Here is a 15,191-nt window from a genome sequence, read left to right as displayed (position 1 = left end):
ACGAGTCTTTTGTCAACTTCGTTAAGAATGGGGATTGGGGATTGGGGATTAGGAAATTCTTCCCCATTCCCCAGTCCCCAGTCGCCAGTCGCCAATACTTCATTTTCCCAGTTCTTGAGAACGCTGTGCAGCTGCTCTCACTGCTTCTATTAAAGCTGAACGAAATCCTGCTCGTTCTAGTTGGGCAACGCCAGCAATTGTCGTACCGCCGGGACTCGTAACGCGATCTTTTAATTCTGCTGGGTGGATTTTACTTTCCTCTAACAGTCTTGCTGTTCCTAGTACAGTTTGCAAGGCTAGCTGATTGGCAATTCCCCTCGGTAAACCTGCTGCTACTCCCCCATCGGCGAGTGCTTCTACCATCAAGGCTACATAAGCGGGACCACTACCAGACAGTCCTGTCACTGCATCCATCAGAGTTTCTGAAACTTCTACGACTTCCCCCACCGCCGAAAAGATTTGCTGCGCTATTTGCTGGTGCTTGGTGTTGGTGTATGCACCTAAACACATGGCAGTAATTCCTGCCCCTACAGTTGCTGGGGTATTGGGCATAGCTCTGATAACTGGTAATTGCGGAAATGCTCCTTCTAGCTGATTTAAAGACACTCCCGCCAAAATAGAAATTACTAAAGGTGAGTATGCTGCCTCCAGAATACCTGCTAATTCTTGAGCCATGGCACTAAACACCTGCGGTTTTACTGCTAAAAATACTACTTCACTTGCTAGAGCGAAAACTGAGCTATTATCTGCGGTTACAGTCACATCATATTGCTGCTGTAAAAAACCCTGGCGTGCTAATAAAGGTTCGCTGACTATAACTTCTGAAGGTTGATAAATTCCATGCACGAGTAAGCGGGATAATAATGCTTCTCCCATTACCCCACCACCAATTAAACCAAATCTAATAGTCATGAGCTAATAATCACTAGTCAATAGTCAATAGCCAATAGCCAATAGTCGAAGACTGTGGACTTTGGAACGCCAATTGCTACAAGTCGGCAAAGCCGCCCAACGCATTGGCTCTTCTTGACTATGGACTAATGACTAATTTAACCTTATTGTGCCATCCGATTAGCGTCATTACCCCAGTTTTGGGTTGGAGTACTTGCGGCAGGACGTGAGGGACGAGCTGGTGGTTGTGGTACTTCATGAATAACTCCACCTTGGGTACTAACTTGCACGCAACTGGGCGTAAACAAAAAGATGCTTTCTCCAATGCGCTCTTGATGTCCATCTAGTGCGTAAGTTCCACCTGCAACAAAATCTACTGCCCTTTGTGCTTGATCGGGATCCATTATAGTTAAATTTAATACCACTGACTTGCGCTCGCGCAATGCTTGAATTGCCTGAGGCATTTCTTCAAATGTACGTGGTTCTAGTACTAATACTTCTGAAATCCCGTTAATTGCTCCTGGCATACCGATTACATTCCCCATTGTAGACTTTGTTCCAACTGCTACATCTTCACCCATTGTAGTCACGGGTTCGCGCCAACGTCGATTCTGAGCAGTAGCCTCTGCTGGTGCTGGCTGGGGATTTTCTTGTTGATACAAATTTTGGTAGTTATCTGTATCTGGTTCTTCCTCATAGTACTCATATTCCACTTGTTCGTTTAGACCTACAAAGTCTCGAAGTTTGGAAAATATATTGTTCATTGTTTACGCTCCTGGTAAAAGTTACCTTTATTGATGTGGTTATTAGTTGATTTAACCAACTTCAGATCGCTACAAAGGGCAGACAACTTAGTAATTTTATCGCTGTTTGTAGCCTCTATTACAGCTATGAATAATGCACTAACGCTTTAGGGAACGCCTGTACATTAACTTAGATACAATAATGAGTCAAGATTATATCCTAATGATTGTCCGAAAAAAAGGCTACTTTAGTGCTTTTTTAATTAGTATTCACTTTTGTTAATACTAATTAAAAAGTCATATAAAGCACTAGTATTCTCGCAAGCTCCTCCGTATGCAATCAGAGTTTGATTAATATCAAAACCAACATCAAGGGGCTTGTACGCTAAGTGCGATCGCCAAACAATATAGTCCCCAATCTTACCATCGTTGCGCCAGCTTGCACTGCCAGTTGGTAGTCACCCGACATACCCATTGACAACTGCTGCATTTTAATGTCAGGACAATTTTGTGACTGGATTTCTTGAGCCAAGTTGTATGTACTCTTGAATACACTTAATATTTCAGTGGCTTTTAATCCTAAAGGCGGAATTGTCATCAAACCTTGAATTTGTAAAGTTTTACACTGATCGAGTGCGGGTAAATCACCTAATAGTTCTGACACACTCCAACCTGACTTGTTGGGGTCTGGGAGAATTTTCACTTGTAGGCAAACTTGGGGATGGACTCCTAACTCTTGTGCTAATTGATTTAAGCGCTGTGCCAGCTTCAAATTATCTACAGAATGAATCCATTGAAATAGTTCAAGGGCCTTTTTGGCTTTATTACTTTGCAAATGTCCAATGAAGTGCCAGGTAATATCCGATAAGTCGTGCAACTCGGCTTGTTTACTGGCAGCTTCTTGGATACGGTTTTCACCGAAATCACGAATTCCGGCAGCATAAGCAGAACGAATGACTTCAGCCGGGACTTGCTTACTGACAGCAATCAACCGTACTGAAGGCGGCAGGGAGGCGCGTATTTTAGCAATACGTTCGCTAATCGAACTGGTCATTGGAAGGTGCGTTGGAAAACACTCTGAAGCTGATCGTACTCCTGAGATTGACCACTGCGACGCAGGGTACGCAAACGATTTTCCAACAACATTCTCGCTTCTGTACGTCCTATAGGCTGAAATTTAATACCTTTGACATCATTTGCGACCAAAAAAAACAAACGTTGGGCATACAGAGTAGTAAACAGATCCTGGTTCTCGTCAACCATGCAGATCCGATAAAGCAAACCCCAAGTTGGATGATTTATGTAAGTCTCTGAGTTTTCTGGATTCATTGAGTGGTCAAGGTAGGAGTATATATCTCTTTTCGCAGTTAAATGCACACATTCAGACGATAATAACTCCCTTTCGCCAGAATATTTGTGCAAAGTTGTGCGATCAACAATTTTTGCCGGCCAGTAGCGGCGATGAAAACCTCGATCTAGTTCCTAATGGGCAGATGAAGCTAATAGTAGGGAAGGAAAACACGATAATAGAAGCGATAATTCGCGTGTTGCCCAGCTTTTTCTTTCAGAAAAGGGTTCTTTAGCCAAGCAGTAGAGTCACCTGCTTTAAGGGCTAGCTAGGCAACCGAAACTGCACAAAGTAGACGCGTAGTGCGAAGCAGAAACCGTTCGTCGTTTGAGGGTTCCAAAGGGTAGGCTAGAGTTGAAGCTTGGCGATAGATATCGGAATTCAGCTTTGGTAATTTATACCCAGTTGTCATTTGTGACCTGGAAAAGCCTCCATCCTCTTGTCTGAGGCTTCCAGTGACAACGGCATATACTCTTGAAAATTTACTAGGCCAAAAGCCGACTCTCATACTTCTGTTTACTCTAACTTCTCTCCATGTTGCCATAATTATCGCTTTGCGGAGCAAAATAGCTGATAGTGAGTTTTCAGAAGGCAATAGGCAAGAGTCAGTGTTTATTCCCCAATCCCCAATCTCCAGTCCCCAATCAAGATTGATTTCCGAAAACTACCCGCACTCCCCAAAATATAGTTAAAGTTGCGATCGCTAGCCAATCCCAAGATTTTAATCGTAATTCATGCCACTTGACTTGGTGTTCGTTGGGACTGGTAAAACCGCGAACCATCATGGCACTAGCCATTTGTTCTGCCCGTAATAGCAGATTCTCTAATAGTCGCTCTGCGATTATCATCCAAACTTTGACTGCTCCTTTTAATCCTAGCTTTTTCCAATTTATTGCCCTTGTCATCACAGAACGAACTAAATTTTGCACTTCTTCTAAAACTAGGGGAATAAACCGCAAGGATAAAGTTAAAGTTAGAGTAATTTCGGTTACAGGTATTTTCAGCCGTTGCAGGGGCTGCATTAAGCTTTCTATGGCAGAAGTGATTTCTTCTGGTGCGGTTGTAAGCAAATACAGATTAGTGCTGTAGATCACGGTGAACAAAATCGTACTCAGGCGCACCGCCAAATCTAAAGAACGGCGAGTTACTTTGACTGGCCCTTTGTGAAACAGAATGTAGCTGTAGCCTTTGTTACTATCTGTTTCCTTTTGGACAACTTGAGAATTATTTGTATTGGATGGCTGGCTTAAGACTTGTTCGTTAGCTGGTAGACGTGGCTGATAATCTATACCCAGTCCATCAGGACTAACTGCTCCAATAATCAAGACCAAAAAAGTGAGTGTCAACAGCCACCCCATTTGCTGTTGCCAAACTCGTCGAGGAATTCTGGCAACTAAGGTAAATAGAATTAACAGTACTACTAGTAGTATGCGCCATTGGTTATTGGCAAAACTGTAGCTTGTCAAAAAGCTCATCAACCAGGCAATCTTGACTCGTGCATCGAGTTTATGTAGCCAAGTTTGCGGTTGTTCTAAATATAGTCCTAGCGGTAGCGATCGCAGTAAATCCATTTCTAAGTGCTGAGTTGTAGAAAGTTAGGGAGGAGAGAGTGAGGAAGGAGTCAGAGTTTTGTCAATTACCAAATTTAAATTGTGTTCTCACTTCTAACTCTTGATTATGTTGCCCTGCAATATAACGCTTAGCACACTTTCTTCTCCTTACTCTTGTACAGACGCGTAGACGCTCGTAAGAGTATAATCGCGTCTGTACTCAGCACTATTTAACGCGAGTTGCTCTATTGACGCTACCACTTTCCATATCTCGGACTTTTTTACTGCGCCATAGTAAACGAATGGGAGTGCCCTTGAATCCTAATTGTTGCCGGAATTGTCTTTCAATGTAACGGCGGTAGTTGTCGTTGAAGCGTTTTGCTTCGTTAACAAATAGAGCGATGGTTGGCGGTTGCGTACTTACTTGCGTACCATAATAAATTTTGCCCTGACGACCGCCACGTGAGGCTGGCGGTGAATGCCAGCTAACAGCATCTGTTAGGACTTCGTTAATTACTGATGTAGTGACGCGGCGTTTATGTGACTCAGCTGCTATGTTGACAAATTCTAAAATCTTTTCTACCCGTTGTCCTGTTAAGGCACTAACAAAGATGGTTTCTGCCCAGTCGGTAAAATTTAGCCGTGCTTGCAGATTTTTTTCATAGTCGTAGATCGTGTAAGAGTCTTTTTCGACAGCATCCCACTTATTGACGACGATGATGCAAGCTCGACCTTCTTCGATAATCCGCCCAGCTAATTTTTGGTCTTGCTCGGTGACTCCATCAAGGGCATCTAAAACTAATAAAACCACATCGGCGCGACGAATTGCTTTGAAGGCACGGTTAATACTAAAGAATTCTGTGCCGTATTCTATATGTTTCTTTTTGCGAATCCCGGCAGTGTCAATTAAACGGTAGGTTTGCCCATCTCGCTCCACGATGGTATCAATAGCATCGCGAGTTGTGCCGGAAATCGGGCTGACAATCGCCCTTTCCTCGCCTACGAAAGCGTTTAATAAACTTGATTTACCAACATTTGGCCGCCCGATAATTGCGACTTTGATTTCATTAGTTTCCGGTACTTCATCAACGGTAGGAATGTGATTAATTAACTCGTCGAGGATTTCTCCCGTACCACTACCATGAATTGCGGAGATAGGGAAAGGTTCGCCTAATCCTAATTCCCAAAATTCAGCTGCTTGAATTAAACCTTGTTCTGGAGATTCACATTTATTCACAGCTAGTAAGACGGGTACAGGTTGTTGGCGCAACCATTCAGCGATTTCTTCATCAGCTGATGAGGGTCCTGTTTGACCGTCTACTACAAAAATCGCGGCACTAGCTTCTGTAAGGGCTGTTAATGCCTGTTGGCGAATCAGTGGCAGGAATTCGGTATCATCGTTAAATACTAAGCCACCAGTATCTACTACTAAAAACTCGCGATCGCTCCAGTAAGCTGGCATGTAAGTGCGATCGCGTGTTACACCAGGTTCATCGTGGACAATCGCCGTTTGTTCCCCGGCGAGACGATTAACCAGGGTGGATTTGCCTACATTAGGCCGTCCGATAATTGCAACAATTGGCAGTCCCATAAAACCAGGGTAAGTAAGAGACGTAGTATATCACGTCTCTCTATTTTAACTACTTTAATTCTTTATTTAATTTCTCAACCCCAAAGATGATTGTCCGTCAAATTTAAAGAAATAGCATAACGGAAAATCTGGCGGTCACGTCGAAGGAGATTGTGCCTTGAGAAATCGTAAGTGGCTTGTCAAAGCCAGGAAGTTAGCTAGGCGATTTTTAGGATGGTGCTTTCTGTTAGGCTGTTGTACTCTAATATACGCCAAGTTAATTGAACCAAATTGGATTGAGGTTAATTCTTTACAACTGACCCTACCGCATCTTTCATCGGAATTTAATGGCTATCGCATTGTACAAATTAGCGATATTCATCGGGATAGATGGATGACTCCACAACGTTTAGGGCGTGTTGTCCGTTTAGTCAACCAACAAAAACCAGACTTAGTAGCAATTACAGGGGATTTAATCACTCGTCATTCACCGAGATTAATTGCTTCTCTTGGGTTTCCATTAGCTCAACTTACAGCCAAAGATCAGACTGTGGCTGTATTAGGCAATCACGACCACGATAACGATACCAAGGCAATTATCCAAGTATTGGCAAAAAGCGGTGTATACCTTCTTATTAATAATATTTACACGCTACAAAGGGGCAGCGCAATGTTGTATATCGCTGGAGTAGATGATGTGGGGATGGGTAAAGACCGTTTGGATTTAGTAATGCAGCAGTTACCTAATGAAGGAGGAGCTATTTTATTAGCACACGAACCAGACTTTGCAAATACCAGTGCTGTTACAGAACGGTTTGACTTGCAGCTATCGGGACATTCTCACGGTGGACAAATGCGTTTACCTTTTTTCAAGCCACTGGTTTTACCGCCTTGGGGCGAACAGTATTACTGGGGGAAATATCAAGTAGGAAACATGCTTTTGTATACTAATCGGGGCTTAGGTATGACAGGACTACATTTGCGATTGTTTGCTCGTCCTGAAATTACGGTGTTTACTTTGGTTGCACCTAATTCTTGATAGCAGAATAGAAATAGGCGATCGCAAGTTACTCTTAGTTAATCTCAAGAAATAACTTCCAATTCAAAGCCACACCAGAGGAGAGCGAGGAAATTTCCTGACTCTCTTTACTACCAAAAGAAAGATGATTGTCTGTTTAACGTTAACTCGCACACCTATTTTTCACGGGATAACCGAAATTTACGGTTACAATTTCGGCTTTAGCGTGCAAAAGCTGATTTGGAAAATTATCGTTGGTAATACTGATATTGATTTGTTAACCTTTAGTAAGTTTGGAGATATAGTTGGATGCCGTGTAAAAGATAACTGGAAAGTCTACTTAAAGCTTACTTTTGAAACTACTGATAGATCGAGCAAGATTGCAGGGAAAATTGGGAAAACTGAGTCTAGAAATAATGACAAATTTAGAGGGTAAAGTCTTATTAACGTTGGGATATGAGTTTTAAATATATAGCTATCCACAAACTCGTCGTTGACATTGCCTTCTGGCAGCGCCAAAAATTATTCTAGAATCAGTTTTTATCTATGGTTGCCTTGACTATAAGAAAGTCACGCAGATACGCTTTACTCGTTGGCGGGAACTAATACTGAGCCGTGGTCAATTACTTGGTATCTAGCTTCTTTGGTGAAAATTACTCGACAATTTACACCACCGTAATTTTTGCAGGTTTGTAGAGCATAACGTCCCGCGATCGCTCTACCCTTTCTTGGGTTATTGGTATCATACCCCCAGCCTGTACCATAAGCACCATTGGAACCAACTGCTAAGGCTCCCCAAGCATTTTTAAACCATAGTGGAACTGAACAATCTTTGGCGCGAGATTGTTGTTGACAATTATAAAGAGCGCCACGTTCAGCTTCTTGGCGTGACAAACCAGTTGCCGAAGCATAAACTTTTGTTGAGCGAGAATAGGCGATCGCTCCAAACACATCTGAGCTAGATTGAGCTTGGGCAACTTGTGGCAACCCAGGTAAAATTGATAACGCTGTAGCTGCTGCAAAGAAAGTTTTTTGTAGTCTATTTGCCAACATAATTTTTCATTGAACTCTAGTAATCAACTACAGTTCCATATGTAAGCATTTCGGATATTATGCAGTTTGTTCTGGTTCTATTGGTAACTTATCGCCAATTTTTGGTTCAGTACCTGCAAGTAGCCGCTCAATATTAGTGCGGTGGCGCAAAATCACATACAAGCCACCGACAACACCAAATAGCACATAGGGTAAGGGTAAATGGAAAATAACCATGAAAATGGAAACTGCGATCGCGCCTGCAATAGAACTTAAAGATACAATCCGCGATATCGCCACTACAACAGCAAACACACCGGCTGTTGCCAAACCTACCTGCCAACTCATTGCCAACAAAATTCCTAAACTGGTAGCAACAGATTTACCACCAGTAAAGCCTAAAAAAATGGATTTACTGTGTCCGAGAATAGCAGCTAAACCGATTAAAGTGACTATCCAAGGTTGCCACAGTTTCACATCTACCGTTGGGGGGATTAAATTTTGACTGGAAGCAAAGTTAAATAACCAGTAAGCTAGGGTGATCGCTAATACTCCTTTCAAGCAATCAAGTACTAAAACGAATGCTCCTGGCCCTTTCCCCAAGGTTCTTAACACATTAGTGGCTCCCGTTGAGCCAGAACCAATTTCTCGAATATCAATACCTTTTAACTGCTTTACAGCAATGTAGCCTGTAGGAAAAGAACCCAGCAGGTAGGCTACAAGTAATATTGCCCCACACAAAGTTAACCAAATAGCCATAAATAGTTGACTGTTAACTGATAACGGATGACAGATGACTAATCAAAAATCATTATCATAATTTCTCACAGTTTTGGGGTCAGGGGCAAAGGCTAACCACAGGGGAAATTGCAGCAATGCTAAACTGATTTGCTCTTCAGAATCGTCAATGAGAATCAAAGGAAGTTGATTTGCTTTTACCAATCGGTCTGCTTTTTGTGCCAAAGCTTCTGGTGCTTCAAATAATACTACACCTCTATCTGGCCCAAAATCTGGACGACCTATTCCTAAACAATCTTGCAAACCACGCCGCCATTCACCTAAACGTTCTGGCGTATTAGCTAAAACCAATGTACGGACGCGATCGCCATACAGCTTGTGTAATATCGAAATTACTGCTGAACCAATCAGAATATTCTGTAAGCGGCTACCCATCGTCCGCAAAGCGCCGCGTCCGCCTTGGCTGAAAAACCAATTAGCAACGCGTTCGGCGTGGACTGGTTCAAAGGTACGGCGTAGTTGCCACGCGGGGCCGTAATAATCTGGTTGATTGCGGTATTGGTCGATTAAGCGGCGAACTTGCTTTGTTGTATCTTGAAACTGCTGTGGGGCAAATTGTGGTATTGCTGGTTCTGGTTCAGCTTGCTTGGTTGGTTTGACAACTGGTTTTTCTCGTTCTGTTACAGCAGGAGGAACTAGTTGTAACTGCTCTGCTGCTGCTGCCAAATCCTGTAAGCTACCTGTGAGATAGTCTTTAAAACCTTGTACCCGAATTGCTAAGTCTTGGGATGTTCCCGCAAAAGTGGTTCGCATTTCGTTACGAATGCGTTCTTGACGGCGTTCTAGCTGTTCTACAGAAATTTGTAGCGTCTGTTTGCGTTGTTCTAACTGTACTAAAGATTCTTGTACGAGTCTGCCTAGTGAAATTTGAGTGTCACTCAGTTGTGTCTGAAGAGTTTTGTAGGAATTTTGCAGGTTGGCTATTTCTTCTTTGAGGGCTGCTTCAGTGCGTTGCAACTCTGCTACTCGGTTTACTGCTTGTGCGTACAGTGAATTCTCGTCTGATTTTGATTCTATTTCTGACCCCAGTGCAGCAGTTTCCGCTTCTAACTGCACAGCAAACTCGGCATCTGGCTCTTCTGCATTGGATATGGGTGGCTGGGAATTTGCGTCATCTAGTTGTGGCTCAACTGATGAAGTTTGCACTTCTGACTCGACAGATGAGTTTTCTGGATTTTTAACTGTAGAGTTTTGTTCTTGTACTGGCTCCAACCACTCATCATTCAATTCTGGGGTTTGAGATTCCTCGGGATTCATAAATAATAATGCAATTCCTATGACGCAAATAAATAGCTTTCAGAAATATACAACTGACTTGCCTAGAATGTGCTAAATGCTAAGTGCTATTTACTTAGCACTGGGGCATTAGATACGCGGGCAACGTTGTTCTAGGCAAGTTTTCAGGGTGTTTGGGTCAAACAAAATCGGTAAAAAATGAATACTTTTGATTTCTTTGAAGTAAAACAAGATAGGGACTCTATTCCCAAAAATACGCCAGTTTTGCCATTCCTGGTAGGGAAAGCGGCGAATTAATTTTTCGCCTCTGTAAATATCTAAGTCTGTGGCGGTGAATTGCAAACGCAACGTTACAGTTTGAAACAAAAGAAATAACCCAAATAATGAGATTGCTGCTCCTATCCAAGGTTGAATAATCAGTAATGGAATGGCAGCAAATACCAACACTATAGGGATATTGTAACTAGGTTTGAGTTCTACGGTTGATGCTAAGTTAGGCGCAAATGGACTAGTCACAGTTTCAAATCCTGCTTTGTGAGTAAACATCTCTCCTATTTTAGGAGTTAGGGGTCATAAGTTAGGAGGCAGAAAGCAGAAGGCAGAAGGCAGTCCCGATGAAACAAGTTTCATTACCAAGGTATGAAAATGTCTTTCTCCCCCAGCTTCCCCAGCTCCCTCTGCTCTTTTAAGTCAGGAGGCATTAATTATTCCCCGCGTCCCCTTTGTCTTTACCACTCGCCCCTTCTAGAATCCTTGCAGAAGTGCGCTGCCTGTTCCTTGAAACATTAACCATGAAAGAAAGAAGTTGCTAATAAATATAATCAGCAAGGCGGTAACAACAGCAGTTGTAGTCGATTGTCCCACGCCTTTGGCTCCTCCCGTGGTTGTCAAACCCCAACTGCAACCAATTACGGCGATTAACAAACCAAAGCAACACGCCTTAAGCATGGCGCTAACAATATCCCAGACACCCACAAGGTTACGGGCTGAGTCTAGAAATACGCTGTCAGAGATACTATATATATTCGTCGCAATTATCAATCCTCCCACCATCCCTGTCACCAAAGACAGAAGAGTTAAGATGGGCAGCATTAAGCAGCAAGCAAGCAAGCGGGGAATAACTAGATAGTCAATTGGATCGGTTCTTAAAATCAACATAGCGTCGATTTGTTCGGTTACCCGCATGGTACCAATTTCTGCTGCAAAGGCAGATCCAACTCGCCCCGCTAAAACCACCGCTGTCAACACGGGAGACAGTTCTCTTGTCAATGCTACCGCTAGCACTCCGCCGACAAGATTTCCAGCACCAAAGTTGATAAACTCTCGCGCTACCTGAATGGTAAATACTGCACCGACAAAAACAGCCGTCAATAGGGCAATGAACAGGGAATCTGGACCAACGGCTGCCATTTGATCTAAAGTATTACGCCAATTGATTTTGCCCTTCAGTAGGTGAACTATCACTTGTCCACCCAGGAAAATGGCTGCCAGCAGCCGCTGACTCCATGCTCCTAAACTGGATTTGGATGTAGTCTCGCTCAATGTTCTTTAGCTAACTCGGTAACTGCATTAAGAATAGCGGAATTTATTAGTCATTAGTTAGGAGAGACGCGATTAATCGCGTCTGTACAAGAGGTTAGTTGTCAGTGGTTCTTCTTCCCCTGCTACTTTGGCCTCGGTTGCTCTCCCTACTCTTTTATCTCTCCCACGCCTTTAGTCTGGGTGAAACATTAACTTAGTTTAAAGCTATTCTCAGAAAATACAGGTGCGTTAAGATGATATTTTGCTGCATTGCAACAAAGAAATTTTGGGTCAAAGCCCGATTTGACAAGGCTTTTATAGAATTTTGAACTTGTTAGAGCTAAATGCATCTTGTGTAACAAGTAACGGTTTATTTTAATGAAAACTTAAGATTTTTGACATCTTGGTTGCGACCGAGCGATCGCTCGTATTGTAGAAGATGAAGTTTAGCTTTTTAGCTATTGTTCATCTATTCGCGGAGCCTGCCCTCAATGAGCATGTTTACCAATTTTCTCCGTTCCCTGCTGCTCACGATTGTTTTCAGTTTTGCCGTCCCCATGTTCTTAGTCGGTGGCGTATTGTTCCTTTTACCCTTGATGGGTCATCTTCCTGGGTTACAAGGGGCAACTGAGGCGAGTGCTACTCGCATATTGCATTTTCTCGCTATTTTTGGCAGTGGAACTGCCTTTCGCGGTTTATTAGTAATTAGTTTGACTTGTAGTTTCGTTGGAGCATTGTTTGATACTTACGCTTACTACCGCTGTCAAATTTTACGCATAGATTCATAGGCAACCAGAAGACAATGTCAGGTGTTCGCGCCCCGATTGTGAGTTGAAAATACTGCCAGCCATAACCTAGGCAGAGATTAGCATTTTTTAATTTATCTATAATTGTATCGATTATATAAGTATTTATTAATCATAGATATCTGTTGCTCAAGACTATAGCCGCTCGTAGTGGAGTCGGAATTAAAAGCTGTAACTCCTGAGGTGAGATGCATTAAGCGATATCTAGTAGTACGCCAAGGGAACTTTGTATGGTAATAAGCTGGGCAGGATTATTGTTAGTTACTTCTTCACTCCCCCTACTTCCCCTGCTTCCCCTGCCTCCCCTGCTCCCTCTGCCTGCCCTCACCCGACAATTTTGGGTTGCCAGACTACTAGCAACCGGCCACTAATGTGTAGTAAATTGACCTGCATACATCTACACCCTTTGTATAGACATATATTTTTGCATTTTGTTTACTTTCCAATCCTCAAGAGTTCAATTAGTGGTTGGAATGAGAGTAGCAAATAAACATACACGCAAAAATTAAAAATTTCATTAAAATGCAGAATAGCACAATGCTTACTGATTTTTCTCAACAGAACAAAGAAAAATAGGACGTTTGACCGCTGGGCATTTTATATTGAGTTTATTACGAGGTTTTTTAGCTGCTCATGGTTTGGCCTTTTAAGTCCAAGTTTCGTAAACAAATTGCCCGGATTGAAATTACTGGTGCGATCGCTAGTTCTACTCGCAAACGCGTGTTAGAAGCTCTAAAAACCGTAGAAGAAAAAAAGTTTCCAGCTTTACTACTACGCATTGATAGTCCTGGAGGCACAGTCGGAGATTCTCAAGAAATCTACAGTGCCCTCAAGCGTTTACGCGAAAAAACCAAAATCGTTGCCAGCTTTGGCAATATTTCAGCTTCTGGTGGTGTCTACATCGGTATGGGAGCCGAACACATCATGGCTAACCCCGGTACAATTACGGGTAGCATTGGTGTAATTCTGCGTGGTAATAACTTAGAACGCTTGCTGGAAAAAGTCGGTGTTTCTTTTAAAGTCATTAAGTCTGGCCCTTACAAAGACATTTTGGCCTTCGACCGAGAACTGACCGAACCCGAACAAAACATTTTGCAAGAGTTGATTGATACTAGTTATCAGCAATTTGTGCAAACAGTAGCTGAGGGGCGTTCTTTGGCAGTAGACACTGTGAAAAGTTTCGCTGATGGTCGGATTTTCACCGGGCAGCAAGCTTTAGAATTGGGTGTTGTAGACCGCCTGGGAACAGAAGAAGATGCGCGTCGCTGGACGGCAGAATTAGTTGGCCTCGATCCTGAGAAAACACCTTGTTATACGCTAGAAGAACGAAAACCTTTGTTGAGCCGTGTTCTGCCAGGGAGTCGTCAGATTTCATCGCGACTTGCGGCAGGTGTTGACTGGCTCGAATTTGAAATGTCAACCAGTGGTCTACCACTGTGGTTATATCGACCGTAAATAGTCAGTAAGCTAATCGTCATTTAAATTGAATCCCCGCGTCACCTCTTCCCCGCGTCTTTCTGAGGCTAAGGTTATGCAACTTAAAAGCACATCAGCTTAGTCAACGGTCAATAGTCAGTTGTTGGGAGGCAGTGAGTAGGGAAGGCGGGGGAAGGCTTCGCTAGGGCAAAGGGAAAAGGAACTAAACAAAGTTCTTCCCTTTTCCCACCCGAAGAGCTACTGACAACTGACAACTGACAACTGACAACTGATAATTTAAGGAGGATTTTGTCGTGGAGTGGCAAATGCGGGCTATTCGTGGAGCAACAACTGTTTCAGAAAATACCAAAGAAGCAATCCAAGAAGCGGTGACGGAACTGCTAGACGAACTGGAAAGGCGAAATCAACTCCAGCCAGAGGAGATGATTAGTGTGACTTTCTCTGTGACACGAGATTTGGATGCGATTTTTCCAGCTGCGATCGCTAGAGCGCGTCCAGGTTGGGATAATGTGGCTATGTTAGATGTGCAGCAAATGCACGTCGAGGGCAGTTTACAACGTTGCATTCGATTTTTAATTCACGCCTACTTGCCAGCTTCCACCCCAATACAACATATATATCTACGTAACGCTGCCGATTTGCGTCCAGACTGGAGTTTGCCCCAATCTTTACAAGCATCACAGCCAGCAGTTAAGTCCAAAGTGGAAAATACTCACGTCAATTTTCTGTAAAAATCATTACAAAACAAGCTATTACAGTAGTAACATTGCTATTGGCAAAAGCATATTTACTGAGCGTGAAACTCGTAAAGTATAAGAACTCACGTTTAATTAGGATAGAAAGTGCGATCGCATTAAACCAAAGCATTTTTCAGCCTACACCTTCTAATTCCCCATGCAAAAAGCGCCCTCACTAAGAGGGCGCTTTCGATTTCAGCTAAAACGAATTATGATTAAGCGTTAATCGCAGGAGCAGTAAGAGCCACAGGAGCAACATCACCTGCTGCCAAATCGAGAGGGAAGTTGTGAGCATTGCGCTCGTGCATTACTTCCATACCCAGGTTAGCGCGGTTGATGATATCAGCCCAAGTGTTAATCACACGACCCTGAGAATCAATCACAGACTGGTTGAAGTTGAAACCGTTCAAGTTGAACGCCATGGTGCTGACACCCAAAGCGGTGAACCAGATACCAATCACAGGCCAAGCAGCCAAGAAGAAGTGCAAACTGCGGCTGTTGTTG

17 protein-coding genes and 1 pseudogene are annotated in these 15,191 nt (G+C 43.1%); 5 read left to right on the top strand and 13 right to left on the bottom strand.

Going from position 1 to position 15,191, the window contains the following annotated elements; translation table 11 throughout:
- Positions 1-99 precede the first annotated feature (99 nt).
- The 7 genes from proC to der all read right to left on the bottom strand — a co-directional run bounded on the left by proC (position 100) and on the right by der (position 6,123).
- Positions 100-912, bottom strand: coding sequence for a pyrroline-5-carboxylate reductase (gene proC, locus RMY31_RS09270; protein WP_322660518.1), 813 nt, complete (start codon positions 910-912; stop codon positions 100-102).
- A gap of 143 nt (positions 913-1,055) precedes the next feature.
- Positions 1,056-1,655: a cell division protein SepF gene (locus RMY31_RS09265; RefSeq protein WP_322660520.1), complete on the bottom strand. Its 600-nt coding sequence runs from the start codon at positions 1,653-1,655 to the stop codon at positions 1,056-1,058.
- 364 nt (positions 1,656-2,019) lie between these two features.
- Positions 2,020-2,688 carry a YggS family pyridoxal phosphate-dependent enzyme gene (locus tag RMY31_RS09260; RefSeq protein WP_322660522.1) on the bottom strand — a complete coding sequence of 223 codons (669 nt, stop codon included), beginning with the start codon at positions 2,686-2,688 and terminating at the stop codon, positions 2,020-2,022.
- Entirely contained in the window at positions 2,685-2,963 is a 279-nt protein-coding gene (pipX, locus tag RMY31_RS09255; protein ID WP_096556082.1) for a transcriptional coactivator PipX, read from the bottom strand. The genes RMY31_RS09260 and pipX overlap by 4 nt, the downstream gene beginning before the upstream one ends.
- A 287-nt stretch (positions 2,964-3,250) precedes the next feature.
- Entirely contained in the window at positions 3,251-3,526 is a 276-nt protein-coding gene (locus RMY31_RS09250) for a hypothetical protein (RefSeq protein WP_322660524.1), read from the bottom strand.
- Between the two features lie 100 nt (positions 3,527-3,626).
- Positions 3,627-4,553, bottom strand: coding sequence for an energy-coupling factor transporter transmembrane protein EcfT (locus RMY31_RS09245; protein WP_322660526.1), 927 nt, complete (start codon positions 4,551-4,553; stop codon positions 3,627-3,629).
- A 205-nt stretch (positions 4,554-4,758) separates the two neighbouring features.
- A complete protein-coding gene (gene der, locus RMY31_RS09240) occupies positions 4,759-6,123 on the bottom strand; it encodes a ribosome biogenesis GTPase Der (protein WP_322660528.1) in 1,365 nt (454 codons plus the stop codon).
- 157 nt (positions 6,124-6,280) lie between these two features.
- Here der and RMY31_RS09235 point away from each other — a divergent pair, with 157 nt between their 5' ends.
- Together RMY31_RS09235 and RMY31_RS09230 are read left to right on the top strand one after the other, a co-directional pair.
- Positions 6,281-7,141, top strand: a complete 861-nt coding sequence (locus tag RMY31_RS09235) for a metallophosphoesterase (RefSeq protein ID WP_322660529.1) — start codon at positions 6,281-6,283, stop codon at positions 7,139-7,141.
- A 124-nt stretch (positions 7,142-7,265) separates the two neighbouring features.
- Positions 7,266-7,556 carry a GUN4 domain-containing protein gene (locus RMY31_RS09230; protein ID WP_322660531.1) on the top strand — a complete coding sequence of 97 codons (291 nt, stop codon included), beginning with the start codon at positions 7,266-7,268 and terminating at the stop codon, positions 7,554-7,556.
- Between the two features lie 149 nt (positions 7,557-7,705).
- Here RMY31_RS09230 and RMY31_RS09225 read toward each other — a convergent pair whose 3' ends face one another.
- The 5 genes from RMY31_RS09225 to RMY31_RS09205 all read right to left on the bottom strand — a co-directional run bounded on the left by RMY31_RS09225 (position 7,706) and on the right by RMY31_RS09205 (position 11,728).
- The gene (locus tag RMY31_RS09225) at positions 7,706-8,173 is read right to left on the bottom strand and encodes a DUF4189 domain-containing protein (protein WP_322660533.1); all 468 of its coding nucleotides are present in this window, start codon (positions 8,171-8,173) and stop codon (positions 7,706-7,708) included.
- 57 nt (positions 8,174-8,230) lie between these two features.
- Positions 8,231-8,911 carry a glycerol-3-phosphate 1-O-acyltransferase PlsY gene (gene plsY / locus RMY31_RS09220; protein ID WP_322660535.1) on the bottom strand — a complete coding sequence of 227 codons (681 nt, stop codon included), beginning with the start codon at positions 8,909-8,911 and terminating at the stop codon, positions 8,231-8,233.
- A 42-nt stretch (positions 8,912-8,953) separates the two neighbouring features.
- Positions 8,954-10,207, bottom strand: a complete 1,254-nt coding sequence (locus RMY31_RS09215; RefSeq protein WP_322660537.1) for a DUF3086 domain-containing protein — start codon at positions 10,205-10,207, stop codon at positions 8,954-8,956.
- 108 nt (positions 10,208-10,315) lie between these two features.
- Positions 10,316-10,732, bottom strand: coding sequence for a DUF3119 family protein (locus RMY31_RS09210; RefSeq protein ID WP_322660539.1), 417 nt, complete (start codon positions 10,730-10,732; stop codon positions 10,316-10,318).
- A gap of 198 nt (positions 10,733-10,930) precedes the next feature.
- Positions 10,931-11,728: an MlaE family lipid ABC transporter permease subunit gene (locus tag RMY31_RS09205; RefSeq protein WP_322660541.1), complete on the bottom strand. Its 798-nt coding sequence runs from the start codon at positions 11,726-11,728 to the stop codon at positions 10,931-10,933.
- A 470-nt stretch (positions 11,729-12,198) separates the two neighbouring features.
- Here RMY31_RS09205 and RMY31_RS09200 point away from each other — a divergent pair, with 470 nt between their 5' ends.
- The 3 genes from RMY31_RS09200 to aroH all read left to right on the top strand — a co-directional run bounded on the left by RMY31_RS09200 (position 12,199) and on the right by aroH (position 14,681).
- Positions 12,199-12,495 carry a hypothetical protein gene (locus RMY31_RS09200; protein ID WP_322660543.1) on the top strand — a complete coding sequence of 99 codons (297 nt, stop codon included), beginning with the start codon at positions 12,199-12,201 and terminating at the stop codon, positions 12,493-12,495.
- A 651-nt stretch (positions 12,496-13,146) separates the two neighbouring features.
- The gene (gene sppA, locus RMY31_RS09195; RefSeq protein WP_322660545.1) at positions 13,147-13,968 is read left to right on the top strand and encodes a signal peptide peptidase SppA; all 822 of its coding nucleotides are present in this window, start codon (positions 13,147-13,149) and stop codon (positions 13,966-13,968) included.
- Between the two features lie 275 nt (positions 13,969-14,243).
- The gene (gene aroH, locus RMY31_RS09190) at positions 14,244-14,681 is read left to right on the top strand and encodes a chorismate mutase (protein WP_409877811.1); all 438 of its coding nucleotides are present in this window, start codon (positions 14,244-14,246) and stop codon (positions 14,679-14,681) included.
- Positions 14,682-14,902: 221 nt separating this feature from the next.
- Here aroH and RMY31_RS09185 read toward each other — a convergent pair.
- Positions 14,903-15,191 (bottom strand): annotated as a pseudogene (locus RMY31_RS09185) (photosystem II q(b) protein); the annotation flags it as partial.

This window comes from Dendronalium sp. ChiSLP03b (genome assembly GCF_034531165.2).
GTDB lineage: Bacteria > Cyanobacteriota > Cyanobacteriia > Cyanobacteriales > Nostocaceae > Dendronalium > Dendronalium minutum.
Note: the sequence above shows the minus strand (reverse complement) of the source record. Positions and strands in the feature narration are given on the sequence as shown.

What these genes read in the sequence shown, in the direction of transcription:
- proC (WP_322660518.1), bottom strand. Translation starts at nt 912, where the DNA reads ATGACTATTAGATTTGGTTTAATTGGTGGTGGGGTAATGGGAGAAGCA.
- RMY31_RS09265 (WP_322660520.1), bottom strand. Translation starts at nt 1,655, where the DNA reads ATGAACAATATATTTTCCAAACTTCGAGACTTTGTAGGTCTAAACGAA.
- RMY31_RS09260 (WP_322660522.1), bottom strand. Translation starts at nt 2,688, where the DNA reads ATGACCAGTTCGATTAGCGAACGTATTGCTAAAATACGCGCCTCCCTG.
- pipX (WP_096556082.1), bottom strand. Translation starts at nt 2,963, where the DNA reads ATGAATCCAGAAAACTCAGAGACTTACATAAATCATCCAACTTGGGGT.
- RMY31_RS09250 (WP_322660524.1), bottom strand. Translation starts at nt 3,526, where the DNA reads ATGGCAACATGGAGAGAAGTTAGAGTAAACAGAAGTATGAGAGTCGGC.
- RMY31_RS09245 (WP_322660526.1), bottom strand. Translation starts at nt 4,553, where the DNA reads ATGGATTTACTGCGATCGCTACCGCTAGGACTATATTTAGAACAACCG.
- der (WP_322660528.1), bottom strand. Translation starts at nt 6,123, where the DNA reads ATGGGACTGCCAATTGTTGCAATTATCGGACGGCCTAATGTAGGCAAA.
- RMY31_RS09230 (WP_322660531.1), top strand. Translation starts at nt 7,266, where the DNA reads ATGATTGTCTGTTTAACGTTAACTCGCACACCTATTTTTCACGGGATA.
- RMY31_RS09225 (WP_322660533.1), bottom strand. Translation starts at nt 8,173, where the DNA reads ATGTTGGCAAATAGACTACAAAAAACTTTCTTTGCAGCAGCTACAGCG.
- plsY (WP_322660535.1), bottom strand. Translation starts at nt 8,911, where the DNA reads ATGGCTATTTGGTTAACTTTGTGTGGGGCAATATTACTTGTAGCCTAC.
- RMY31_RS09215 (WP_322660537.1), bottom strand. Translation starts at nt 10,207, where the DNA reads ATGAATCCCGAGGAATCTCAAACCCCAGAATTGAATGATGAGTGGTTG.
- RMY31_RS09210 (WP_322660539.1), bottom strand. Translation starts at nt 10,732, where the DNA reads ATGTTTACTCACAAAGCAGGATTTGAAACTGTGACTAGTCCATTTGCG.
- RMY31_RS09200 (WP_322660543.1), top strand. Translation starts at nt 12,199, where the DNA reads ATGAGCATGTTTACCAATTTTCTCCGTTCCCTGCTGCTCACGATTGTT.
- sppA (WP_322660545.1), top strand. Translation starts at nt 13,147, where the DNA reads ATGGTTTGGCCTTTTAAGTCCAAGTTTCGTAAACAAATTGCCCGGATT.